Origin of the sequence: Pedobacter terrae (genome assembly GCF_036946585.1) — a bacterium.
GTDB classification, from domain to species: Bacteria; Bacteroidota; Bacteroidia; order Sphingobacteriales; family Sphingobacteriaceae; genus Pedobacter; species Pedobacter terrae_C.
Genome location: NZ_JAQIIV010000014.1, coordinates 89,916 through 113,804, shown reverse-complemented (window position 1 = coordinate 113,804; position 23,889 = coordinate 89,916). Strand labels below are relative to the sequence as shown.

28 protein-coding genes are annotated in these 23,889 nt (G+C 37.7%); 15 read left to right on the top strand and 13 right to left on the bottom strand.

The annotated features are described in order from the left end of the window. The first annotated feature begins 44 nt into the window (after positions 1-44). From PGN18_RS16965 to PGN18_RS16955, 3 genes are read left to right on the top strand one after another with little or no spacing between them, the layout of a single operon-like run. Positions 45-524, top strand: coding sequence for a methylated-DNA--[protein]-cysteine S-methyltransferase (locus PGN18_RS16965; protein ID WP_335320793.1), 480 nt, complete (start codon positions 45-47; stop codon positions 522-524). A gap of 16 nt (positions 525-540) precedes the next feature. After that, a complete protein-coding gene (locus tag PGN18_RS16960) occupies positions 541-930 on the top strand; it encodes a hypothetical protein (protein WP_335320792.1) in 390 nt (129 codons plus the stop codon). A 52-nt stretch (positions 931-982) separates the two neighbouring features. After that, positions 983-1,495 (top strand): lipocalin family protein, encoded by a 513-nt coding sequence (locus PGN18_RS16955; protein WP_335320791.1) that lies wholly within the window; start codon positions 983-985, stop codon positions 1,493-1,495. Here the strand turns inward: PGN18_RS16955 and PGN18_RS16950 are convergent. From PGN18_RS16950 to PGN18_RS16935, 4 genes are all read right to left on the bottom strand, one after another. Next, positions 1,492-1,890, bottom strand: a complete 399-nt coding sequence (locus PGN18_RS16950; RefSeq protein WP_335320790.1) for a hypothetical protein — start codon at positions 1,888-1,890, stop codon at positions 1,492-1,494. The genes PGN18_RS16955 and PGN18_RS16950 overlap by 4 nt on opposite strands. 110 nt (positions 1,891-2,000) lie before the next feature. Continuing rightward, on the bottom strand, positions 2,001-2,336 hold the full coding sequence (gldC, locus tag PGN18_RS16945) for a gliding motility protein GldC (protein WP_090499491.1): 336 nt from the start codon (positions 2,334-2,336) through the stop codon (positions 2,001-2,003). Between the two features lie 98 nt (positions 2,337-2,434). After that, positions 2,435-2,710, bottom strand: coding sequence for a hypothetical protein (locus tag PGN18_RS16940; protein WP_335320789.1), 276 nt, complete (start codon positions 2,708-2,710; stop codon positions 2,435-2,437). Next, complete coding sequence (locus PGN18_RS16935) at positions 2,710-4,056, bottom strand: DEAD/DEAH box helicase (protein WP_335320788.1); 1,347 nt, start codon at positions 4,054-4,056, stop codon at positions 2,710-2,712. Before PGN18_RS16935 ends, PGN18_RS16940 begins: the two co-directional genes overlap by 1 nt. Positions 4,057-4,349: 293 nt before the next feature. On the opposite strand from PGN18_RS16935, the gene PGN18_RS16930 reads away from it, so the two are divergent. Genes PGN18_RS16930 through PGN18_RS16915 form a run of 4 tightly spaced genes read left to right on the top strand, consistent with a single transcriptional unit; the run spans position 4,350 to position 7,300 of the window. Next, complete coding sequence (locus PGN18_RS16930) at positions 4,350-5,684, top strand: dihydroorotase (RefSeq protein ID WP_335320787.1); 1,335 nt, start codon at positions 4,350-4,352, stop codon at positions 5,682-5,684. A 33-nt stretch (positions 5,685-5,717) separates the two neighbouring features. Next, positions 5,718-5,918, top strand: coding sequence for a DUF2683 family protein (locus tag PGN18_RS16925; protein ID WP_335320786.1), 201 nt, complete (start codon positions 5,718-5,720; stop codon positions 5,916-5,918). A gap of 31 nt (positions 5,919-5,949) precedes the next feature. Next, the gene (locus PGN18_RS16920) at positions 5,950-6,207 is read left to right on the top strand and encodes a Txe/YoeB family addiction module toxin (RefSeq protein WP_335320785.1); all 258 of its coding nucleotides are present in this window, start codon (positions 5,950-5,952) and stop codon (positions 6,205-6,207) included. 7 nt (positions 6,208-6,214) lie between these two features. Continuing rightward, a complete protein-coding gene (locus tag PGN18_RS16915; protein WP_335320784.1) occupies positions 6,215-7,300 on the top strand; it encodes a DUF3810 domain-containing protein in 1,086 nt (361 codons plus the stop codon). A gap of 49 nt (positions 7,301-7,349) precedes the next feature. Here PGN18_RS16915 and PGN18_RS16910 read toward each other — a convergent pair whose 3' ends face one another. Then, positions 7,350-7,931, bottom strand: a complete 582-nt coding sequence (locus PGN18_RS16910) for a tRNA-(ms[2]io[6]A)-hydroxylase (RefSeq protein WP_335320783.1) — start codon at positions 7,929-7,931, stop codon at positions 7,350-7,352. 157 nt (positions 7,932-8,088) lie between these two features. Here PGN18_RS16910 and PGN18_RS16905 point away from each other — a divergent pair, with 157 nt between their 5' ends. The 5 genes from PGN18_RS16905 to PGN18_RS16885 all read left to right on the top strand — a co-directional run bounded on the left by PGN18_RS16905 (position 8,089) and on the right by PGN18_RS16885 (position 14,467). Next, positions 8,089-9,315, top strand: coding sequence for a glycosyltransferase (locus tag PGN18_RS16905; protein WP_335320782.1), 1,227 nt, complete (start codon positions 8,089-8,091; stop codon positions 9,313-9,315). A gap of 301 nt (positions 9,316-9,616) precedes the next feature. Beyond that, entirely contained in the window at positions 9,617-11,473 is a 1,857-nt protein-coding gene (gene hscA, locus PGN18_RS16900; RefSeq protein ID WP_335320781.1) for a Fe-S protein assembly chaperone HscA, read from the top strand. A 320-nt stretch (positions 11,474-11,793) separates the two neighbouring features. Then, positions 11,794-12,510: a M28 family peptidase gene (locus PGN18_RS16895; protein ID WP_335320780.1), complete on the top strand. Its 717-nt coding sequence runs from the start codon at positions 11,794-11,796 to the stop codon at positions 12,508-12,510. A gap of 369 nt (positions 12,511-12,879) precedes the next feature. Further along, positions 12,880-13,911, top strand: coding sequence for an Atu2307/SP_0267 family LLM class monooxygenase (locus PGN18_RS16890; protein WP_335320779.1), 1,032 nt, complete (start codon positions 12,880-12,882; stop codon positions 13,909-13,911). Positions 13,912-13,960: 49 nt separating this feature from the next. Then, positions 13,961-14,467, top strand: coding sequence for an STM3941 family protein (locus PGN18_RS16885; protein WP_335320778.1), 507 nt, complete (start codon positions 13,961-13,963; stop codon positions 14,465-14,467). 13 nt (positions 14,468-14,480) lie between these two features. On the opposite strand, the gene PGN18_RS16880 is transcribed toward PGN18_RS16885, so the two are convergent. Next, a complete protein-coding gene (locus PGN18_RS16880) occupies positions 14,481-14,921 on the bottom strand; it encodes a DUF4395 domain-containing protein (protein WP_335320777.1) in 441 nt (146 codons plus the stop codon). A gap of 334 nt (positions 14,922-15,255) precedes the next feature. Here PGN18_RS16880 and PGN18_RS16875 point away from each other — a divergent pair, with 334 nt between their 5' ends. From PGN18_RS16875 to PGN18_RS16865, 3 genes are all read left to right on the top strand, one after another. Next, positions 15,256-15,615: an endonuclease domain-containing protein gene (locus PGN18_RS16875; RefSeq protein WP_335320776.1), complete on the top strand. Its 360-nt coding sequence runs from the start codon at positions 15,256-15,258 to the stop codon at positions 15,613-15,615. Between the two features lie 309 nt (positions 15,616-15,924). Beyond that, entirely contained in the window at positions 15,925-16,239 is a 315-nt protein-coding gene (locus tag PGN18_RS16870) for an endonuclease domain-containing protein (protein WP_335320775.1), read from the top strand. 232 nt (positions 16,240-16,471) lie between these two features. Beyond that, positions 16,472-17,428, top strand: coding sequence for a zinc dependent phospholipase C family protein (locus PGN18_RS16865; protein WP_335320774.1), 957 nt, complete (start codon positions 16,472-16,474; stop codon positions 17,426-17,428). Here PGN18_RS16865 and PGN18_RS16860 read toward each other — a convergent pair whose 3' ends face one another. From PGN18_RS16860 to PGN18_RS16830, 7 genes are all read right to left on the bottom strand, one after another. After that, complete coding sequence (locus PGN18_RS16860) at positions 17,429-18,115, bottom strand: DedA family protein (protein WP_335320773.1); 687 nt, start codon at positions 18,113-18,115, stop codon at positions 17,429-17,431. A 66-nt stretch (positions 18,116-18,181) separates the two neighbouring features. Beyond that, positions 18,182-18,880: a DUF4397 domain-containing protein gene (locus PGN18_RS16855; RefSeq protein WP_335320772.1), complete on the bottom strand. Its 699-nt coding sequence runs from the start codon at positions 18,878-18,880 to the stop codon at positions 18,182-18,184. Between the two features lie 59 nt (positions 18,881-18,939). Then, positions 18,940-19,617: a DUF4397 domain-containing protein gene (locus PGN18_RS16850; protein ID WP_335320771.1), complete on the bottom strand. Its 678-nt coding sequence runs from the start codon at positions 19,615-19,617 to the stop codon at positions 18,940-18,942. An 87-nt stretch (positions 19,618-19,704) separates the two neighbouring features. Continuing rightward, positions 19,705-20,829, bottom strand: a complete 1,125-nt coding sequence (gene dnaN, locus PGN18_RS16845) for a DNA polymerase III subunit beta (protein ID WP_335320770.1) — start codon at positions 20,827-20,829, stop codon at positions 19,705-19,707. Between the two features lie 33 nt (positions 20,830-20,862). Then, complete coding sequence (gene gldG / locus PGN18_RS16840) at positions 20,863-22,548, bottom strand: gliding motility-associated ABC transporter substrate-binding protein GldG (RefSeq protein ID WP_335320769.1); 1,686 nt, start codon at positions 22,546-22,548, stop codon at positions 20,863-20,865. Next, positions 22,548-23,273 (bottom strand): gliding motility-associated ABC transporter permease subunit GldF, encoded by a 726-nt coding sequence (gldF, locus tag PGN18_RS16835; protein ID WP_335320768.1) that lies wholly within the window; start codon positions 23,271-23,273, stop codon positions 22,548-22,550. The genes gldG and gldF overlap by 1 nt, the downstream gene beginning before the upstream one ends. A gap of 73 nt (positions 23,274-23,346) precedes the next feature. Beyond that, entirely contained in the window at positions 23,347-23,889 is a 543-nt protein-coding gene (locus PGN18_RS16830) for a hypothetical protein (protein ID WP_335320767.1), read from the bottom strand.

Here is a 23,889-nt window from a genome sequence, read left to right as displayed (position 1 = left end):
ATTTATGATATATTTACCTGTACAATCTGTTAAAAAAGCTAAATATGAATTACGCATCAGTTATTGCATCGCCTATTGGCAAGATTACCATCCTTGCCGATGATGAATTTGTGCATGCCGTAACTTTTGCTGAAATAGACACTACAGGACTTACCGAAAATCCGCTTACGCTAAAACTTGGCCAACAATTAGGTGATTATTTCAATGGTAAGTTACAGCAATTCAATCTTCCAATAAAACAAAACGGTACTGAATTTCAGCAAGAGGTTTGGCAGAATTTACTCACTATACCTTTTGGCGAAACCATTTCTTATGCTAAATTCTCTGCGCACCATCCATTAGCAATACGGGCTATTGCGGCCGCTAACGGGAAAAACAATATCGCTATTGTAGTGCCTTGTCATAGGGTTATTGGCAGTAATGGCAAACTGGTAGGCTATGCCGGTGGTTTATGGCGTAAACAATGGTTGTTGCAACATGAACGGGAAGTTGTCCAAAAGGGGCAAACTGAATTAAAATTTTAAAACCATATTTTTGAAGATGAATATAGATCAAGCCGGCACACACAATAATTATCTTAAAGCAATCCGTTTAATTAACATCGAAGAAGATCAATGTACCTTTGAAACTGGCAAAATCCCTATTCGTCAGCATATCAATGCCAATTACTTTTTCGCCCAGACAGATGTGTCTACCTTAGAGCGCATTCCACATCCTGCCCCGCGACGTCAATATGTAGTTACATTAAAAGGAAAACTCCGTTTTACCGTAAGCAATGGCGAAACTTTTATCATCGAACCAGGGATTTTACTTATTGCCAATGATACTGCCGGAGTAGGCCATACCTGGGAAATTGTAGACGGAACTGAATGGGAGAGAATTTACATTCCGCTGGATGAAGGTAGCGATGATTACTTTATAGCTGATTAAGCTCAAAACCAAGACGGGGTCTGTTTCGTAAATCATATTCAAAACCGATGATATGATGAAAACGATCTGCTCCCTCCTTTTTATTCTTTTTACCCATTTGCCAGTGGAAAAAAATGTTCCCGTTGCTAAATTAGATTTAAAAAAATATGCTGGAACCTGGTACTCATTATATTCTATCCCTACCATTTTTGATAAAGGCAGCAGAGAAACCACGACAAGGTACACCTTAAATAAGGATGGTTATTACAATGTTGTTACCACTTATAAAAAGCCTGGAGAGGATAAGGTTTATTCCAGGAATTCGAAAATGTTCCCATCAGAAAATGGAGATAAAGGCGAATTACAGGCACAATTTATCTGGCCGATAAAGGTTGACTACTGGATTATTGAACTCGCGGATGATTATTCCTATGTAGTGGTAGGGCATCCTGATCATAAGTTTTTATTCATCATGAGCCGCAACCAGACAATGCCGAAGAAAACCCATGATGAAATTGTGGCCAGATGCAAAGCTAAAGGATACGATGTGGCAAAATTAACCTCACAGTTGCATGAAAAAGCTTAAACTGCTATTTTTTCGCCACGTTTAATACTGAAAAGCATAAATATAACACCTACCAAAAGTACAATCCATCCCCATTGAAAATGAACCACTTTGCCAATCAGTTTATTCGCAAAACCATATTTGGTGTAATTATTTGCGGTAAAATATACAGCAATAACGGCTAAAATATACCAGATAGCCATGATGAAACTCATGAACCTGAATGCCCCAACCTTTCTGATAAACAGGAACAATACCGAAACAGCGATAATGGCATATGTGATTAGAAACAAACGTGCATCAGATTGATATAAGTTCCAGTTACCCTTGATCGGGACTTTCAACATTGGGCAAAATCCCGCAATAACGCATAACAAAATGCCTAACCACGCCCTGAATTTGTTTAATACTAACATAGTTTAAGATGATTAATTTGATTTTAATAATTGGATGGTTTGCGAAATAAGGCAATGATTTATCACTAACTTGTCTGGCTTTTTTTAATGACTAATGACAAATTACCAAACTATTGTCCTTCAATAATCCCCATCTTATCAGCGAAATGTGCACAATAATCGCGCAAATCCTCTACAATCAGCGTTTCGCCTGTTGCTTTTAAAAAGCTATCGCCCATGGTTTGCAGGGTTTCATAGAAAAAACGTTTCATTTCATCTACAGGCATATCTTTTGTCCAAAGATCTATCTTTAAAGTATTTTTGTAATTATGATCCCAAACTGATAAAAATAGGGCCTTTGCAGGCACTTTATCGGCATTTCCAGAATCTGTACTCTCCCAAAGGATATTATCCGGGTTGTTGCCTTCATCTAACTCAACAGTTAGTTTTATTTCTGCTTTTTTCATATCTCTAAAATGGGTTTCACTAATGATGATTACATCAATTTATTATTATTTTATTCGGGGGCAAAGATGATGATTTTACCAAATACTTTGCTTTGGTATTATACCAGTTTTTGTAATATTAACATCAATATTGCGGCTATAATGATAAATAACAATTCTACCATCCAGATCCGCTTAAGATCTTTTAATGTAAAACGAAAAATAAGGTCTGTTACGAAGGTGACCCCAACAAGACAGCCCAAGATAAGCAGATAGAAACCACCGAAGTTGATCTGCCTTGGTGCTGTACTTTTTTCAGTAAAAAGACCAGCAACCATTAAGCCTAAGCCAATGGCACCCACAATGTTTAATGGCGTAACGCGAAGTTTAATCATCACTTTTTCTTATCAAAACGTTTACCTTTTTTAAAACTTTTAACCGCCTTACCTGCCTTTGCTTTAGCCTTATCCCTAGCTTTCTGTTCTATAACTTTTGCATTTTTCTTTTCGTGGAAAGCGCCTTTAAAATCAGGATCTTCCTTACGTTTCTGCAGATCAATCTCTTTTGCTATCTGCTGGCGCTCTTCATAAGAAGTTTCCTCAATAAAAACGCCCTGTGGAATGGTTTCAACCGGAATGGATTGGCGGATTAGCTTTTCTATTTTACGGATATAGTATTTTTCGCCTTCAGTAGCAAACGTGATGGCATCGCCCTTGGCAAAAGCCCTACCCGTACGGCCAATACGGTGTACATAATCCTCAATAATGATAGGCACATCAAAATTGATGACATGGCTTACATCGCTTACATCAATCCCCCTACTGGCAACATCTGTAGCGACAAGAAACCTTACATTCCCTTCTTTAAAACTGTTGATGGAATTGATCCTGGTATTCTGACCTTTATTGGCGTGGATTACACGAACATGATCAGCACCATATTTACGTTCAATAAAACTAAAAATGTTATCGGCAACTGTTTTGGTTTTACAGAAAATGATTAAACGTGTAAAGGCTTCATCATTTTTCAGCAGATGTTGAAGCAAATTCAGTTTCGTTTTAAAATTCGGAACAAAATACAAGGCTTGAGTTACATTTGCTGCAGGTGTTGCCTGTTGTGCCGTTTCGATAATGGTTGGATTTTTCAGGAAATCGCCTGCAATTTTCTGTACCAGATCGCTCATAGTTGCAGAAAACAATAGATTTTGTCGTTTACGGGGAACAATTTCCAATATCCTATGGATAGAGCCTATAAAGCCCATGTCCATCATTTTATCGGCTTCATCCAGTACCAAGAACTTTAAACTTTGGGTGTTGATATCGCCGGTTAGATATAGTTCAAGGAAACGGCCCGGCGTAGCAATCAGAATATCAACGCCTTTTGCCAACTGTTCTTTCTGTGTTTTAGGTCCGATACCACCAAAAATTACCAGCGAACGCAAGTCGGTATAAGTAGAAAATAGTTTTACCTGTTCTTCAATCTGCATGGCCAGTTCGCGGGTTGGTGATAAGATCAAAGCACGTATATTATCGCCCTGGGCATATTTCAACTGCATTAAAATCGGTAATACAAAAGCAGCCGTTTTTCCGGTTCCGGTTTCGGCAATACCAAAAATATCCTGTCCGGATAATATGGGTGCAATTGCTTTTTCCTGTATCGGCGTTGCAACGGTGTAACCCGCATCGGCCACAGCATTTAAAATTTGCCTGTTTAACTTAAAGTCTTCGAACGATTTTGCCATAGCGCACAAAGATAGTGATTAAGGTTGAGGGTTTGAAGGTGTAAGGCATAAGGTTTCAATCCGATGTGGAATCCAATCTTCTTTTTTTCAAAATCAGGAGTAAAGCAATTTCAGTAAGTTTTCGGTCGCAGCAGCCCTGCTATCCGTTTTACTCCGTTACACTACGTGCCCGCTACTATCAGGTTTATTTAACCTAAAACAGTAGCATTAAAACATAATTTCCCATTACTGCAGCATCAAAATCTTAATACCTGACATTCGCTACTTAACACTAAATTACTACCTTTGAAACCATGAATACTTACCTGATAAAAGCCGCCACAATTGTAAATGAAGGACAAAAAATTGTTGCAGATGTATTGATAAAAGATGGATTAATAACCAAAATCGGTCAAAACCTGTCTGCACCCGAAGCACAAGAAATTAATGCAGAAGGGCAATACCTTTTACCAGGAATGATTGATGATCAGGTCCATTTCCGCGAGCCTGGATTAACCCATAAGGCCGATATTTTTACCGAAAGTATGGCTGCGGTTGCCGGAGGGATTACCTCCTTTATGGAAATGCCCAACACGGTACCCAACACGTTAACGCAGGAATTGCTTGCAGATAAATACGATATTGCGGCACAAACCTCGCTGGCCAATTATTCGTTTTACATGGGTGCCAGTAATGATAATATTGAAGAGGTATTAAAAACCGATCCAAAAAATGTTTGCGGTATTAAGGTTTTCATGGGTTCATCCACCGGAAACATGCTGGTTGATAACGAAAAAACTTTAGAAAATATCTTCAGCAAAGCACCGATATTAGTGGCTACACATTGTGAAGATGAGGCTACTATCCGCCATAATCTGGCTGAATATAAGGCTAAATATGGTGATGACCTAAGCATTCAGATGCACCCATTGATCCGCAGCGCCGAGGCTTGTTATAAATCATCATCACTAGCGGTAGAATTGGCAAAAACTTACCAAACACGTTTGCATATCCTGCACATTTCTACCGCAAAAGAAATTGCCCTATTTGATAATATTACTCCGCTAAAGGATAAAAAAATTACAGCCGAGGCATGTGTGCATCACCTTTGGTTTAATGATAAAGATTACGCCCAAAAAGGCAATTTTATCAAATGGAATCCTGCGGTAAAAACTGAAGATGATCAGAAAGGCGTTTTAGCTGGCGTTTTAAACGATCACATCGACGTTATTGCGACAGACCACGCTCCGCATACTTTAGCCGAAAAACAACAAGCCTACGCGACAGCCCCTTCGGGTGGCCCCTTGGTACAACATGCCTTGCCAGCTTTATTGGAAATGCATTTACAGGGTAAAATCTCTTTAGAAAAAATTGCTGAAAAAACGGCGCACAACCTAGCTATCTGTTTTGATATCAAAAAACGCGGTTTCATCCGCGAGGGTTACTGGGCGGATTTGGTGCTGGTTGATTTAAACGATCCCTGGAAAGTAACCAAATTGAACAATTTTTACAAATGTGGCTGGAGCCCTTTTGATGGTGATACCTTCCAGGCCAGCATCACACATACTTTCGTATCAGGTAATTTGGCTTATCAAAATGGCAAATTTACGACTGATCAGATCGGAAAACGTTTAACTTTTGCGAGATAGATTTGTTATATTTGTATTTCACAATGAAACGACATGGAAACATTAATAGTACATCCAAAAAATAAAGAACAACTATCTGCTTTTAAGGCATTTATAAAAGCCTTAAAGATTGATTTCACTACTGAAAAAAGTACTTATAATCCGGAATTTGTTGAGAAAGTTCTAAGAGGAGTAAATGCTAGAAAAGCTGGAAAACCTGGACATAAAATTGATGTTGACACGATGTGGAAATAATATAAGTCATTTCATTTAACCTAGTAATTGTATGCACATAGAATTACATGAGCAAGCAATTACTGATTTAGAATTTTGGAAGAAATCAGGTAATAAGGCAGTTCAGAAAAAAATACAGCAATTAATCCTATCAATTCAACAAAATCCATTCATGGGTATTGGTAAGCCAGAACAACTAAAACATGATTTATCTGGCCAATGCTCTAGAAGGATAAATGCAGAGCACAGAATTATTTACGATGTAATAGACGATATTTTAAACATCTATTCATTAAGAGGGTCATTATAAATAATTAATGATATCACGTCCATTATTTTATAAATCATTTATTTTTATTGGGCTTGCAAACCTTATCTTTCTTTTCGGCTTCTTTCCTACCCTTGTCCAAAAATATTACTCGACAGGTTTTTATCCTTATATTTCTTCAGCTTTAAGGTTTATATCCGGTATTTTCCCTTTTGCTATCGGCGATATCATTTATGCTTTGCTAATTGGCTTTGTACTATACAAGATGATTAGATTTTATAGGCAACGAAAATCACTAAAAAAGACAGATAGGTTGCTTGTTCCTGTAAAGGTTTTAAACTTCTTTTTAATACTCTATATCGTTTTCAAAATAGTTTGGGGTTTAAACTACAGCCGGCCAAGCATAAGTGAAGAATTGGGAATCGGCAACGAAAAATATAATGTTAAAGAACTGGTTGTTCTGGGCAATTATTTTGTTGATAAAACCAACAGCTTAAAATTGAAGCAAGTTAAAGTGCCTGCCTACACCATTAAGGAGCTAGAATCTAAATCTGCAGCAGCATATTCACTCATGGCTAAAAGAAACAAGGTATTCAGTTATGATAATCCCTGTTTAAAGGCCGTTTTAAATTCATGGATAGTCAGTAAAATTGGTATTGAAGGCTATTATTCTCCGCTTACCGGAGAAGCCAATATGAACATGAATCTGCCGGATTTTGTAAAACCTTATGTTAGCTGCCATGAAATTGGACACCAATTAGGTATTGCCTATGAGGATGAAGCTAATCTTCTAGGCTACCTTACAGCAAGCAACAGCCCCGATTTAAATTACCAGTATTCGGCCAATTACGAAATGCTCCGGTATATATTGTTTGAGATCAGGATGAAATCGCCGGATGATTATAAATTATTGCACAACAAGCTTTTGCCACAGGTATTAGCCGATTTTAAAACAGAAAAGGAATTTTGGCGAAAATATAATGGCGATATGTTCGGTTACATGGATGCCGCTTTCGATAGTTTTTTAAAACTCAACAACCAGAAAAAAGGAATTGATAGTTATCAGGATATTGTAATTTGGTTATGGAATATTTATAAGTCGGAGGTCAGAAAGACCGAAGTCCGAAGACAGTAAGTAGAATTTGTGCATTAAAACTTCCGACTTTCGGACATCCGACTTCTGGCTAACCATGTATCGCCTCCTTTGTCCCAAAACTCTGGATCAATTCTCCTTCAAAATCCAACCATTCTTTCCAACGTTTATCTACATCCACATCAGTACTGTATTTGCGGGCAAAGTTTAAGAAAGTAGTATAATGGCCGGCCTCCGAAACCATTAATTCATGGTAAAATTTGGCCAGTTCTTTATCCTGGATGTTTAAAGATAGCACACGGAAACGTTCGCAGCTGCGGGCTTCAATCATTGCGGCAAACAAAAGCCTGTCTATAAAAGCCTGGTTACGGCTGCCATCTTTTTTGCTGAATTTTACCAGTCGACCTACATAATCATCCTTTCGTTCGCGGCTCAAAGTATAACCACGTTCTTTAATGATATTGATGACCATCTGAAAGTGCTGCATTTCTTCAATGGCAATAGCTGTTAATTCATCAACAAGATCCTGGTGTTCAGAATTTTGTGTAATTAAGGTAATGGCATTACTGGCTGCTTTTTGTTCGCACCAGGCATGGTCAGCTAAAATTTCTTCTAAATTCGATTCCGCAATATTTGCCCAACGCGGGTCTGTCAATAATTTTAATCCTAACATGTAATGGTGAATTGAGCTGCAAAATTAAGAATATTTAAGATACGTTTATATATCCCGCAGATTTAGTAGACAATCGCAGATCTGGATTTTAATCTGCGATTATCACATTTATCTGCGGGAGCAAAAAAAAAGAGCTTATTTTGTAGAAAATTAAATCATGACCCCTCAGAAATTATTAATTATTGGATTGGTTTGGCCCGAACCCTGTTCATCAGCGGCAGGTACAAGAATGATCCAATTGGTTGATTTGTTTCTGGCCAGCGGTTATCACATTACTTTTGCTTCAGCAGCGTCGAAAAGCGATTTCAGTTATGATTTTAGCTCTACACCAGTTGCAGAACAGGAGATTAAGTTAAATGACGAAAGCTTCAATACTTTTTTAAAAACTTTAAATCCCGATATCGTGCTGTTTGATCGTTTTATGATCGAAGAACAATACGGTTGGCGGGTGCAGCAGGAATGTCCAGGTGCCTTACGGATCTTAGATACCGAAGACCTACATTTTTTAAGACAGGCCCGCCAGCAGAGCAATAAAAAGCAGGAAGCACTGGATCTGTTTTCTGATACCGCTAAACGAGAAATTGCAGCAATCCTTCGTTGTGACTTGTCTTTGATTATTTCTGAAGCAGAAGTAAAGCTTCTTAAGGAGCTATTTAAAATTGATCATAGCTTATTACATTACCTGCCCTTTTTAGAACAGGAAATTACGCCAGATACCGTTCAAAATTGGATTTCGTTTGAAGACAGGTCGGACTTTGTTTTCATCGGCAATTTTCTTCACGAGCCCAACTGGCACACGGTGCAAATTCTAAAAACAAAAGTATGGCCGATAATTTGTAAAGCACTACCCAAAGCCAACTTAAATATTTATGGAGCCTATCCCTCGCAAAAGGTATTACAACTCGAAAATAAAGCTGAACGGTTTTTTATTAAAGGTAGAGCCGTAAATGCAAAGGAAACTATTGCCAAACACAAAATTTTACTTGCACCGATCCAGTTTGGCGCAGGTGTTAAAGGCAAATTTATAGATTCGATGTTAACAGGTACGCCATCTGTAACCACCACTGTTGGCGCCGAAGCCATGAAAGGTGATCTACCCTGGAATGGTATTATTGAAGATGATTTAACTGCTTTTGCCGAGCAGGCTGCTCAACTATACCAGCGTGAATCCGAATGGCTTGCCGCACAGCAACAGGGTATTCAGATTATCAACCAACGTTACGCCGCTTCCTCTTTTGCTGATCCTTTTATGCTGAAGGTAAATGAGTTGTTGTCTGGTTTAACTGCACACCGCCAGGCTAATTTCATTGGTCAAATTCTAAATCACCACACCGTTCAGAGTACAAAGTATATGAGCCTTTGGATTGAAGAGAAGAATAAATGAGTCGGAAAGTCGGAAGTCAGAGGTCCGGTGATATAAGAGCTAAAGAATCGGAGCAATTTTATGCTCTACCATGTTCTTAAATGTCTTATATGGTAAAGAGTCCGGAAGTCGGAAGTCAGAGGTCGGAAGATAAAAGCACAAAATTTTATAGCAATAGTCCATACCCTCTTCCGAATTCCAGCTATAGCACACCCTATCATCCGACTTCGGTCTCCGGACACACGACCTCCAACAATACTAATTGACTTTTAAAAAACATTCAGGTTCTGAAAGCTAGGAACAATATTGTAAATTTGCGCCTATGGCAAAAATATCAATTAACCTTGCTACAGGTTCGTTTCAAAAGGAAGAAATTATCGTCGGAATAGATTTAGGTACCACCAACAGTTTGGTTGCATTTATTAACCCTGATAAAAATCCACAAGTAATTAACGATTCGGGCAAGGGTGTATTGGTACCATCTGTAGTTTATTTCAACAACCAGAACGAAGCTCTTGTAGGTAACGAAGCTAAAGAATTTTTAACCACTGATCCCTCGAACACCATATTTTCGGTTAAAAGATTATTGGGTCGTTCGTATAAAGATGTAGCCGATCATGCTGCTACTTTTTCTTATAAAATTATTGATGACGATACCGATGCATTGGTAAAAATCCAGGCTGGAAACCGTTTTTATACGCCAATCGAATTATCTGCAGAAATATTAAGAGAGCTAAAAGCCAGAGCCGAACATGCCTTAAAAACTCCTGTTAACAGGGCTGTAATCACTGTGCCGGCTTATTTTAACGATAGTCAGCGCCAGGCCACACGCGATGCCGGAAAACTGGCAGGTTTAGATGTGATGCGTATTGTTAATGAACCTACCGCAGCCAGTTTGGCTTATGGAATTGGTTTAGATCCTACGCAACAAAAAACCATTGCCGTTTACGATTTGGGTGGCGGTACTTTTGATGTTTCTATCCTACAGATCCAAAATGGGATTTTTGAAGTATTGGCAACCAACGGAAATACCTACTTAGGTGGTGATGATTTTGACCGGGCCATTTTAAATTACTGGATCGAGCAAAACAAACTTGACGTAACTGCCCTGGCCCAAAATAATATATTGATGCAAACGCTAAGGCTACAAGCCGAGGCAGCAAAAAAAGCCTTATCAAGTCAAAATTTATATAATGAAAAAGTTGGCGAAATCTGGTGTACACTTGATAAGCAAACTTTTGAGCAATTGATTGCAGCAAAGGTAGAAGAAACCATTACCGCCTGTAGAAACGCACTAAAAGATGCAGAATTATCTGCTAATAATATAGATGAGGTTATTTTAGTGGGAGGTTCTACCCGTACACCCTATGTAAAGCAGGCAGTAGAGAATTTCTTTGGCAAAAAACCTCAAGACAATATTAATCCTGATGAAGTAGTGGCTTTAGGCGCAGCCATCCAGGCTGATGTATTGGCCGGAAACCGCTCTGATATTTTACTGCTGGACGTAACCCCGCTATCTTTGGGTATTGAAACCATGGGTGGCTTAATGGATGTAATTATTGCACGTAATAGCAAAGTGCCAACTAAAGCAGGTAGGCAGTACACCACTTCAGTTGATGGCCAGGTTAACATGAAAATTTCTGTTTACCAGGGGGAACGTGATCTGGTTAAAGAAAACCGTAAACTTGCCGAGTTCGATTTAAAGGGAATACCGGCTATGCCTGCAGGTTTACCTAAAGTAGATATCAATTTTCTGCTGAACGCAGATGGTATTTTAACGGTACAGGCCATTGAATTACGTTCTGGCGTAAAACAAGAGATTGAAATTACGCCAAGCTATGGCTTAAGTGACGATACCGTTGAGAAAATGCTTTTAGACAGTATCGAGCACGCACAAAGTGATGTACGCCAAAGAATGCTGATAGAAGCCAGAAGCGAGGGCGAGCAATTGCAATACACAGCAGAACGCTTCATCGAAAAACATGCTGAACATTTGACTGAGGCAGAAATAACAGAAACTAAAACACATATCGAAGCGCTTAAAACAGCTTTGGGCAGTCAGGATAAAGATACAATCCTTAAAAAAGCAGATGAACTAAACGAATTTACCCGCCCTTTTGCCGAGCGCGTAATGGATGCTGCTATTTCTACAGCCATGAAAGGCAAGAAGATAGAGTAAGTTTTCAGTTGGCAATTGGCAGTGTTCAGTTTTCAATTTGCAGTTTTCTGTTAGAAGTCTCAATTTCGAGATGTCATTCTGAACTCGTTTCAGAATCTTTTCAGGTATAAGTTGATATTGACTTTATGTTTCTCACATCTTTCAAATCTGCTTTAAATCTTTACTCCGATATTTGGAAAGCAATGCAATTCTAATAGCTCCTACCATTTTATCGCGACTGAAGAATCTGCGTGTTAGCTATAATCAAGTTTAGCTGGCTTGGCAACCTTAAAACTCAACTGCAGTATTTACAAACTAAATTGTAATTGTTATCTTCGGTTATGCACCATAATTTTAAAATCTTAATTAGCTTTCTCTTCATTCTGATTCTTCAGGATAATGCCTTTGCACAATCAGATACGACACTGATCCAAACTTACCTCAAAGCAATCACGAAAACCGCAAAATACCGAAACCATAGCAATATTGATCAACTCGATTCAACAGCTAATTATATTAAAGCGATATTTAAAAAGTCCGCAGACAGTACTTCGGTACAAGAATATAACGTTGATCAAAAAAATTATCAAAACATCATCTGCTCATTTGGCACCGAAAATAAGAAAAGGATTATCGTTGGAGCCCATTACGATGTCTGCGGCGATCAGGAAGGTGCAGATGATAATGCCAGTGGTGTAATCGGTTTATTGGAACTTTCCAGATTGCTTAAGGGCAAAAAGTTAAATTATCGTGTCGATTTAGTCGCTTATACTTTAGAAGAACCGCCGTATTTTCGTACGCAGTATATGGGTAGTTACATTCATGCCAAATCGTTAAATGAAGCTAAGGCTGATGTCTTCGGCATGATTTCACTCGAAATGATCGGTTATTTCAAAGATGAACCGAACTCACAGGCCTATCCGTTAGGTATCTTATCTGTTAAGTATGGGAACAAAGGAGTCGGTTTTCTAAAAGTTTTCGGGCTGCCAAAAGTATCCAGACCAAAACCTTTGCCAGTCCGCCATCATTACCAGGAATTGATTTCTCTGATCACTTAAACTATTGGAAATTTGGTTACGATGCCATGATGATTACTGATACATCCTTTTACCGCAACAAAATTATCACCAGAAAACCGACACGATGGAGACTCTCGATATACAGAGAATGGCCAAAGTAATTGATGGGGTATATAATGGGTTAATTTCCTTGAAATAAAGTTAAATGTAAATAATATTCTTTGTGAGGCGGTCATCTCTATCGGATTGAAATGTAGCTAAGAAGCCTATCATGGTAAACGCTCTTTAAACGTTCGGGACTTTGCTACAGAGATGATGAACTTTCTATATAAATCTGTCCCTTTTCTTACCATACATCAAAAACTGCTTCCAAATTTAGGATTAACTTTGTTAAAAATATTTATCAATATGGAATTAGGTATCGGTATGTTTGGCGATTTGCAGATTAATGCAAAAGGAGAAATTCAACCTGCGCAGCAAAGACTTCAGGAAATTATAGCAGAAATACAACTAATGGATGAAGTTGGTCTAGATTTCTACGGCATTGGTGAACATCATCGTCCTGATTATGCCGTATCAAGTCCTGAAATTATACTTGCCGCTGCTGCCACGGTAACCCAAAATATTAAATTAAGCAGTGCTGTTTCGGTTTTAAGTTCATCTGACCCTGTTAAACTATATCAAAATTTTGCAACCATTGATCTGATTTCGAATGGAAGAGCCGAATTAATGGCTGGTCGGGGAAGTTTTATCGAGTCTTTTCCGCTGTTCGGTTATAACCTGCAAGATTATGATGAACTTTATGAAGAAAAGTTGGAATTACTCCTTAAAATAAATAAGGAACCCAAAATCAGCTGGAATGGTAAATTCAGGCCGGAACTGGATAACCAGGAAATTTTGCCAAGAGCAGTAAATGATAATTTAAAAATTTGGGTAGCCGTTGGTGGAACACCAGAGTCAGTAGAACGTGCCGGCAGATTAGGATTACCCGTAATGTTTGCCATTATTGGAGGTCAGCCTATACAATTTAAGCCGCTGTTTGACTATTACAAAAAAGTTTACCAAGCATATGGACACGATATGAATAAGTTCGAAGTCGGTGTTCACATGCATTCCTTATTTGGCGAAAACAGTAAAGAAATTGCCGACTATTACTACCCCCTTTATTCTGCGCAGATGAACCGCATTGGCCGATCGCGTGGATGGGCACCTTACCAACGCAAACAGTTTGATGGTGGCAGAAGCAGTAATGGTGCTTTAATTATTGGCGATGCAAACGAATCGGTAGATAAAATTTTGGCCATGCAAGAAACCTTCGGATTGACGCGCTTTTCCGCTCATATGGATGTCGGCGGACCATCTCACGCTGCAATGATGAAATCAATAGAGATTTTTGGGACGAAAATTGCTCCGGAGGTTAGAAAAGCGCTAAATAAATAAAACTGATTAATTAGAACCAGACTGCCCTCACTAAACTTAATAGATTAAAATGAACGATACTGTTGAAATTAGATTTAAAAAAGGTAATATTATTTTCATTATTGTTTTAACTCTTTTAGGTTTAGTGCTTTCTGTATTTTTTCTCTTTCGCTCCTACTTGGCTGTTAAAATAATATGCGTAATATGGATTATTCTGATGCTAATTTTTCTTACCGAACGAATTGTACAGCTAAATAAGGCATTAAAAAGAAATGTAGCTTTAAAACTAAGTGAGGAAGGATTAATAAATTTTACGCCCATAAAAACTGTGTACATTCCGTGGAATAAGATTGAAGGTTTCCAAACAGGACTTTACAGAACCAGTTCAATTTTAGTAAATGTGAGTAACCCTGCTCAATACAAACCAAAAATTAAAGATTATGTTTCCTCAATTGCCTACCTTAATGATATGTTTAGTTCAAAACGATATTTATTATGGATAGATGTGGATGTGCTAGACATCAAAAAGGCCGAGCTACTGGCAATTTTGCAAAAGCGGAAATTACATGCTGCTTAGAAAAGTAAAACAATCAGGCTTTATTTTTAGTGATCAAATTAATAAACGTATACACATAACAACCAACACAAACGCTAAATAAACTTTCTAATAGTGCAAATACTGTCAAGACCAAAGTCAAGATCAGCACAGCAGGAAGAAAGTTAAGCATAAATACCAAGGTAATCAAAAGGCAAAATCCGAAGCCCATGGCTGCCGCGAACTTTTTTGGGGCCAAATCCTTCATTTTTGGCTTAATCGAAAGAACGTCAGCTATTTTAATGGCAACAAACTTCAATATACTAAATTTACCTGTAGTAAATGCCCTTAAAGCGAAATCAATTAACAGGAAGACAATTGCCCAATAATTTGAAAACACTACACAAGAAATAGCGATTACCGCCACCATAAAGGCAATAATTCTTACTACATTTTCATTTATTCTTTCCGCTGATACTGGGCAAGATAATTCCATTGGATAAATTTTCAGTAAAATTAGTGAATTAATTTAAATGAGCATACAATTCAACAAACAACCATCCCCAGCCCTTCCTTGATAAAGAAAGGAGCTAATTCCTCTATTGAATTATTGCAGTAAAAGATTCATACCAACAACTCAAATACATTTTTTGAGTAGATAGTAGAAGTATTTCATCTTATAAAACCGTCTAGCCAAAGGGGTTCAAACTGCAAGCTTCAATATTGAAAACTGATTATACCTCCGCAATTCCTACTCCCCTCCTATTTTAGGAGGGGTAAGGGGGTGGTAAACTGAACAAAAATTAATTTAAAAATAATTATATTGAAACATGGCAATCCATAACCTTAAATACCTGAAAGATAAAAGAAAGGAGTTGAGGAACAACCTCACCCCTGCTGAGGCTACCATGTGGATGTATCTACAAAACTCAAAACTTGATGGCAAAAAATTCAGACGACAGCATAGTGTTGGAAATTATATTTTAGATTTTTATTGCCCATCTGAAAAATTAGCCATTGAAGTTGATGGAAGTAGTCACGATGATTATTCAGCAGAAGTATATGACAAAGAACGAACTGATTTTTTAAACAGCAAAGGAATAACAGTAATCAGATTTGATAATCTTGAAGTTTTTGAATCTGAAGAATTGGTTTGTGAAGCCATTAGAAACCATTTTAAAAACAAGTAACCACCCCCAGCCCCTCCTCGATAAGGAGGGGAGCTAATTCATCCAGAAAATTATATACAACAAAAGATACATATCAATAATGAGCCCAAACGTCTATGTAATAAAGAGTAAAGTTATTCAATTCATGACCAAGAAGTTCGAACTACAAACTATTATAATCCGAATAGATTTTGCCTCAGCACATCCTACTCCCCTCCTATTTTAGGAGGGGTAAAGGGGTGGTAAACTGAACAAAAATTAATTTAAAAATAATTATATTGAAACATGGCAATCCATAACCTTAAATACCTGAAAGATAAAAGATAGGAGTTGAGGAACAACCTCACCCCTGCTGAGACTACTATGTGGATGTATCTACAAAACTCGAAACTTGATGGCAAAAAATTCAGACGACAGCATAGTGTTGGAAATTATATTTTAGATTTTTATTGCCCATCTGAAAAATTAGCCATTGAAGTTGATGGAAGTAGTCACGATGATTATTCAGCAGAAGTATATGACAAAGAACGAACTGATTTTTTAAACAGCAAAGGAATAACAGTAATCAGATTTGATAATCTTGAAGTTTTTGAATCTGAAGAATTGGTTTGTGAAGCCATTAGAAACCATTTTAAAAACAAATAACCCCCCCCCAGCCAATTTATCTATTAATTAACATGCAGCAACTCATCTTATAAATATTGTCAGTGGGTCTTAACCACACATGGTAGTAGTCCTAACCGATTTTGCTTTAGCACATCCTAATCTTCTCCTGTTTTATGAGGTGTAAGGGGTAAAAGACTAAAATTACAACCTTAACGTATAATTTTATTGTTATTCCCTATAAAGTTTAAAAAAATTATTTATATTAGGTTATATGAAAAGATTAACGATTTTAGCCGCGTTAATCATCCCTATATTTCTTTGTACCTCTTGGGGTTTCTTTGCACATCAAAGAATAAACAATCTTGCTGTCTTCACTTTGCCGGCAGACATGATCGGTTTTTATAAAAGAAATATCAAATACATTACCCAACATGCCGTTGATGCAGATAAACGTAGATATGCGGATACGCTTGAGGCACCAAGGCACTACCTTGATGTAGAAAACTATGAGCAAAATATTGATAGCATTCCAGAAAAATGGGACGACGCTCTGGCTAAATATGGCCTGAAAAAGCTAAATTCTGATGGCATCGTTCCATGGCAAATACAGCGTAGCTATTATAGTTTAGTAAAAGCCTTTAAAATGCGTGATTCGATAAAAATTTTAAAATATTCTGCAGATCTGGGTCATTACATTGGCGATGCTCATGTCCCATTGCATACGACTGCCAATCATAACGGGCAACTCACCAATCAGGTGGGCATACATGCTTTTTGGGAAAGCCGTTTGCCTGAGCTGTTTTCAACTCAATACAATTTTGTTGTAGGGAAAGCACATTATATTGAAAACCCTTTGCAAGAAATCTGGAAAACACTTAAACATACCCATAGTTTGGTTGATACGGTTTTAAGCTTTGAAGCAGCATTAAATGCCTCATTTCCAGCTAGCGAAAAGTATAGTTTTTCAGAAAGGAACCACACAGTTCTTAAACAATACTCCAGAGAATATGCAAAAGCCTATCACGATAAGATGAACAATATGGTTGAAAAACAGATGCGTGCTGCCATATTAACCACAGGTTCATTTTGGTATTCTGCCTGGGTAGACGCCGGACAGCCAGTACTAAAAAACCTGGTTAAAACCGAAGTACTAGCAAACGAACAGAAAGAAGAAAAAGAAATTGAAATAAAATACCAAAAAGGAAAACTTATCGGTAGGGAACTTTAGCTATGCGTTTGGATCCTCTCCTTCAATAATTTTTTCAACCTTTTTAGGCTGTAAACGGCTTTTGACGGCGGCCCAAATGGCAGGAACAAATGTTACCACTGCAATAAAGATGATTACAATTTCAAAATTGTTCTTAATTACCGGAATCTGTCCTAACAAATAACCACCAACTAATAACGCAAAAATCCAGGTTACACCACCAATGATATTATAATAGGTAAAACGGCCGAAAGGCATTTTAGCTATACCGGCAACAAAAGGGGCAATTGTTCTGAAAATTGGTAAAAAACGGCTTAGCATAATGGCTTTACCGCCATGTTTTTCAAAAAATTCGTGAGATTGATGGTAATATTTGAGTTTTAAGATTTTGTTATTCTCCTTGAATACCCCGGCGCCTAACACACTTCCTAATTTGTAATTAACCGTATTTCCTAAAATTGCTGCTACAATTAATATCAGAAGCATAATCCAAATATTTAAGCCTGTCTCATGTTCGCCGGCAATCAAAGCACCCATTGCAAAAAGTAAAGAATCGCCAGGGAGGAATGGTGTTACCACAAAACCTGTTTCGGCAAAAATGATCAGGAATAAAATAAGGTAAGTCCAGGTACGATATTCGTTAACAATTTGCGCTAAATGAACATCGATGTGGAGAATAAAATCTAAAAGTTGCTGTAGTAATTCCAATTTATCTGATTTTGGGCAAAAGTAAGCATAGTAAAAGAATTATGTGCTTTATATTTTAATAAATAATTAGTTTGCAGGGATGATCCGATTTTTAAGTTCCCCCTTTTTATCACCATCAAATAATATCAGATAAACCCTTCCATTATTAAGTGTCGAGTCTAGGCGCGTTACCACAGGTGGTGGATTTGTTGCCGTCGGACTAGACAATTTAAACGCATACTTGGTGATCCCGCTAACCTTTACTTTAAAACTTTTAATCTCACCATAACCCAGCAATGATTCAGTTGGTTTAGCGGTATTTGTACTATCTGTAATAATAACTTTGGATCCTAGTGTATACCCCAGATTTAAAAAAGTTAGCCTGGCAGAATCCAGATCGGGTCTTACATCATCCTGATAAACCCTCAACTTAGCAGGCTGATTAATGGCTTCTTTTAGATAAAAAATAGAATAATTTTTACCGATTTCAAATTTCTGACCTGCAAGAGAAGCAACATCTACTCCTGTGCCAATATTTTTGCTGGTGATGTTCACCACAGAATCGCCAGGTATAACCACATAACTTGTATTGGTATTATAAGCTACCGAAGCTCCAATCTGTCTCCCGTTCAAATAGAAATTTTGAGTCGTATCGGTAGAGGCCACCTGAAAAAAACGGATTTTAGCATCACCTTTAATGAAATTATTGTTTTTGATACAGGAACTGACTGATAAGGCACATGCAATAAGAAAGAATATTCTGGAAAACAATACTGTATTTTTCATATAAATTACCAATGCTAATAAAACGTAAAGATAGCAGAAAGCGCACTAAACTGTGAAATTTAATTATCGGTAATGATATGTGCCATCAAAGTTGCAGCGGTGGTACCACTAAACCAAATGGTATAAATTTTTCCTCCCTCCAGGCTTTTAGCATCAATGGTTTTTATACTACCTGAACCAACTACGGAATACCTTAAGTTAATTTCAGGATCAACCGTAAAATAATTCGATGCTTCTTTAAAAGCCAGGCCATTGACAAATTGTGTCCCCCCCTGCACCATAACATTTATACCTGTAGAAAAAATAGGAGTAAGATTAATCAATTTGATTTTTGCCTTGTTCGTTTCTGTATTGCTCAGGTTATCCTCATAATTCGCAATTTCCAGTTCGCCTTTTCTATTGGCAACCGAAAAAGCAGTATAGGTAATAGACGGTGTAAAGTTTAGCAAAGTATCAATACTAGTATTATTTGTTCCTGTATAAGAAACGCTTCTATTACCTGAGGGAATTTTTACATAATCACTGGTTTCGCCAAAAGCCAAAGCAGAAGTGGTTAGTTTTTCATTATCCAGATAAAAATTCTGATGTACATCGGACGCCGAAGCATTAACCATTTTTAACTTGGCTTGCCCTTTTGCTACTTCAGCTGGATTGTTCTTCTTACATGATGATAAACTTATGCCAAATATTGCAATAAGCAAAATCAGTAATGTAGAGCGTTGGCTATAGATTTTCATTTGGTTGATGCTGATTGATATAAAACAAAAATGGCTCGGTCAAAAACCAAGCCATATTCTTATCAAAACTAATAAATTAGTTTTTTTTTAGTAACTATTGTTTAGCATCACTGGCATCACCAACATTAAAACGTCTTCATTGTCGTCATTGGTTTGCGGAATTAAAAGCCCCGCCCTGTTCGGTGTAGAAAGTTCTAAAGTAACTTCATCACCGCTTAAATTACTCAACATTTCAATTAAAAAACGTGCATTAAAGCCTATTTCAAGGTCTTCGCCATCATATTGGCAACTCAAACGTTCATGAGCCTCATTAGCAAAATCCAAATCCTCCGAAGAAATATTTAATTCACTACCGCTGATTTTCAATCTTACCTGATGCGTTGTTTTATTGGCAAAAATTACAACCCTACGCAGTGTATTTAAAAACAAACCCCTGTCAATAACCAGTTTGTTAGGATTATTGGTTGGAATCACCGCCTCATAATCTGGATAGCGCTCGTCTATTAAACGACACACTAAATTTATATTTTCGAACTTGAAAAAGGCGCTGGTTGCATTATAATCTACAGATACATTAATATCAGTTGAAGGCAAGGCCGCTTTTAAAAGTGTTAAAGCTTTTTTTGGAAGAATAAAAGAAGTGGCTTTATCCGCCTTGCTATCCATACGGCGATATCTTACCAATTTATGCGCATCAGTAGCTACAAAAGTAATGTGCTGAGGAGATAGTTGACAAAATACGCCTGTCATCGCCGGGCGTAACTCATCATTACTTACCGCGAAAATAGTTTTTGTAATGGCTTCCGTTAGAACTGATGCAGGCAAATTTACAGAAGAGGCATTTTCTACTATCGGGATCTTTGGAAAATCGTCACCATTTTCACCACTCAGTTTATATTTACCATCACCAGCACTGATCTCAATGGCAAAAGTACTATCGTCGATATTAAATGCAATCGGTTGATCTGGTAATGTTTTTAGCGTATCTAATAAAATTTTAGACGGGACGGCCACTTTACCTTCTTCCTTTGATTCTACAGCCAAAGCTGTTGTCATGCTGGTTTGCAGATCGGTAGCAGAGATCGTTAAGTTTCCATCTTTAATTTCGAAGAGAAAATTTTCTAATATAGGCAAAACCGTACTGCTGCTTGATGCACCATTTACGGTTTGTAAGTGTTTTAACAGCGTTGATGTGGATACAATAAATCTCATGATATTATTTAGTCTTCTTCAAAAATATAAAAATTATTTAGCGTACTTGTATTTGCGATAATAATGTTGAAAAATCGCAAAGAATATTAACAATAGCAAGGGTGCCACCACATTTATAAATTGCCACTTCGTTTTTTCGAGCTTAATTTTGGCTTTATCCAGTAACCTAATTTTTACTTCCTTATTTCGCAGTGCAATTAAGTTGTCATTATCTGTAAAATAATCAACAATATTAAGCAGCAGGGCTTTATTGCCAAAGGTACGTTGCGAATAACGGTCAAAGCCCAGCGGAAAGGGTGTTCCGTTTTGCTCGGATACCTGATTTTTAAAGATATCACCATCACCTATCACGATCATTTTAGCCGGCTTGCTGGTGCTTGCTAAAGTATAGGGCTGCGTAATCGTAGCCGGTAAGGGTCGTCCTGTAAAAACTGATGGGAAGTTACCCTCCAACATCAAACCAACATGCTGCGGTTTACTTTGGAAAGAACGTGGCTCCAATGGTTCGCTTAGCATTTGTAAGCTAAATAACTTCGGCACACTATACACTTTATTATACGGAGAAGTATTTAAAATGTACGATTTCCTCACGCCTTTAACTCCGATCGTATCTACTGTACTTGGAAATTCAGATTTTACACCATCCAGCTTTTTCACCACACTTTCGGCCGTATCGGGCAATAAGATCGGATAATAAATCCATGGAACCAGCTGCATCTGGTTTTGTCCACCTACAACTCCGGTTGACACCGGAATTTCGGCACTGTTTGCCGGATCAGCGATAATATTATAATTAACCCTTGCGCCATACATAAATAGCATATCATCCAGATTCAAATTATTATTAATGGCCATTTGTCCGCTTTTACCACGCAAACTATCCAATTCGGCATTTACCTGATCAATGCTCCATATTACTCTACCACCATTCATTACAAAATAGTTGATTTTGTATTTCTCCGCTTCGGTAAAAGGTTTTTCAGGCTTAGCTACGATGAGCATTTTCAATTTATCAAGTCCTGCTTTATCAATACTATTTAAATCAATACGGCCGACCAAATAACTGTTTGACAGGGTATGAATAGCGTCAGCCAGTTGCAGATCAGAAAGTTCGCCATTTGATTCAGAAAAACCGATCCGTGGGTTATCACCCGAAATTACCTTCTTTAAACCAGAAGTAAAAATATACTCCAGATTTTCAATCGCGCGATTGATATTGTCTTCGTAATTTCCGCGGGTGTCTAAATTCTGAAAAAGTTTAATGGGAAATTCCTTGCCACCGCTTTCCATCATCGCCATCGGAAATACGAGTTTCTGCGTTAACCCACTTTCCGTTTTCACACTCAAATTGGTTGCCTCTATCCCCCTTTCGTACAAATTATTGATTACTGTATCCTGATCGGCCTGGTTAAGTCCCGCTAAGGGGTCGACAAAAACCACCTTGACCTCCTTTTTAGCATAAGCTTTATAATCTGATAAAATATCAGATACTGCAGCCTGCAGGCGCTTAAATGCGGGGGGTAACTCTCCTGCTAAAAATACAGTAACAGTTACCGGTTTTTCATTTTGCTTCAGCAAGTTTTTTGTTTTTTCGCTCAGCGTAAATCGTTTATCAGCAGTAAAATCAAAACGATGGAAAACGTACTGACTTAAAATATTTATACTAACCAGTACTGATATGAAGATGATAAAATTAATCCATTTGTGTTTCAGCTTCATTATCGTTTCCCTCCTATGGTTAATTTGGTGAGCAATAAAAAAAACGCTGAAAAGGAAATAAAGTAAACCAGATCTCTTGTATCTAGCACTCCGCGACTGATGGAAGTGTAATGTTGATTAATCCCTAGGTTACGGATGATATTTTCGATACTTTGAAATGCAGCTAGCTGACTACTATAATCGAATCCTAAAAAAGCAAAAGCAGACAGGGCCGCGCTGATGACAAAGGCAATAACCTGATTTTTGGTTAACGCAGAGCAGAAGATACCAATGGATGTAAAGGCAGCTCCCAACAAAAATAAACCAATATAAGAGCCAATAACTGCTCCCGGATCGACATTTCCCTCTGGTAAACCCAATTTTGAGATGCTGTAGTAATAAACTAATGTTGGGATCAATGCAAATAACACCAAAACCAGGCTCGCTAAATATTTTGCCAAAATGATCTGCCAGATCTGGATGGGCCGTGTAATTAAAAGTTCGAAAGTGCCTTCTCTCCTCTCCTCGGCAAAAGAGCGCATCGTAACAGCTGGAATAAGAAACATAAAAAGATAAGGCACTAGGCTAAAAAAGCCATCAAGTTCGGCATAACCATAATCAAGTACCGATGTATCTGGAAAAAACCAAAGCAATAGGCCGGAAACCAATAAAAAGATGCCTATGGTAATGTAAGCTACCATCGAACTTAAGAAACTGAATAACTCGCGTTTAAAAACTGCGTACATAGTTAAATTTAAATGCCGAAGTTAAGCATTATTTTTTCGTTAGCTTACCTGTGTTAGCATCGCTGAGTGTAACTTACAGCCCGAATACATAAGCAAACCTAACGCCAACAAATCCTTTGGTGTTTGTTTTGTTAAGTCCAAAGATATCGCTTCTACCTGTCCAGCCTTCGTATCTGATTCCAAAATCAAGTTTGTTTTCACCAGATAATTTAAACTGGTTTCCAATACCGGGCGACCAAGCAAATAATGTTTTTTGGCCTTTATTTAAAGGCAATGCAGTTCCCAGTTGAGCTTCAGCATAAAAGCTCTCGCCTAACTGATATTTTAATCCGGCTTTTGCAGGGATATAGGTTAAATCCTGCACATTAAACAATTGATTTCTTTTGCCAAAAAAATTCATAAAACCTGCATTCAAAGTAATTGCGAAATTTTCGGCAACCGGAAGATCAGCTTTTACTGAAGCACCCAGGCCAATGCCAGATAGGTTAGAAAAATTGCCTGAAGGTAACCCAATTTCTGCGGCAACACCAATGCCTGGATGATTTTGAGCTTTTAAAAGTCTTGGAATTAAAAATAAAAGGCTTACAAATAATACTTTGATGTTTATGCTGCGCAT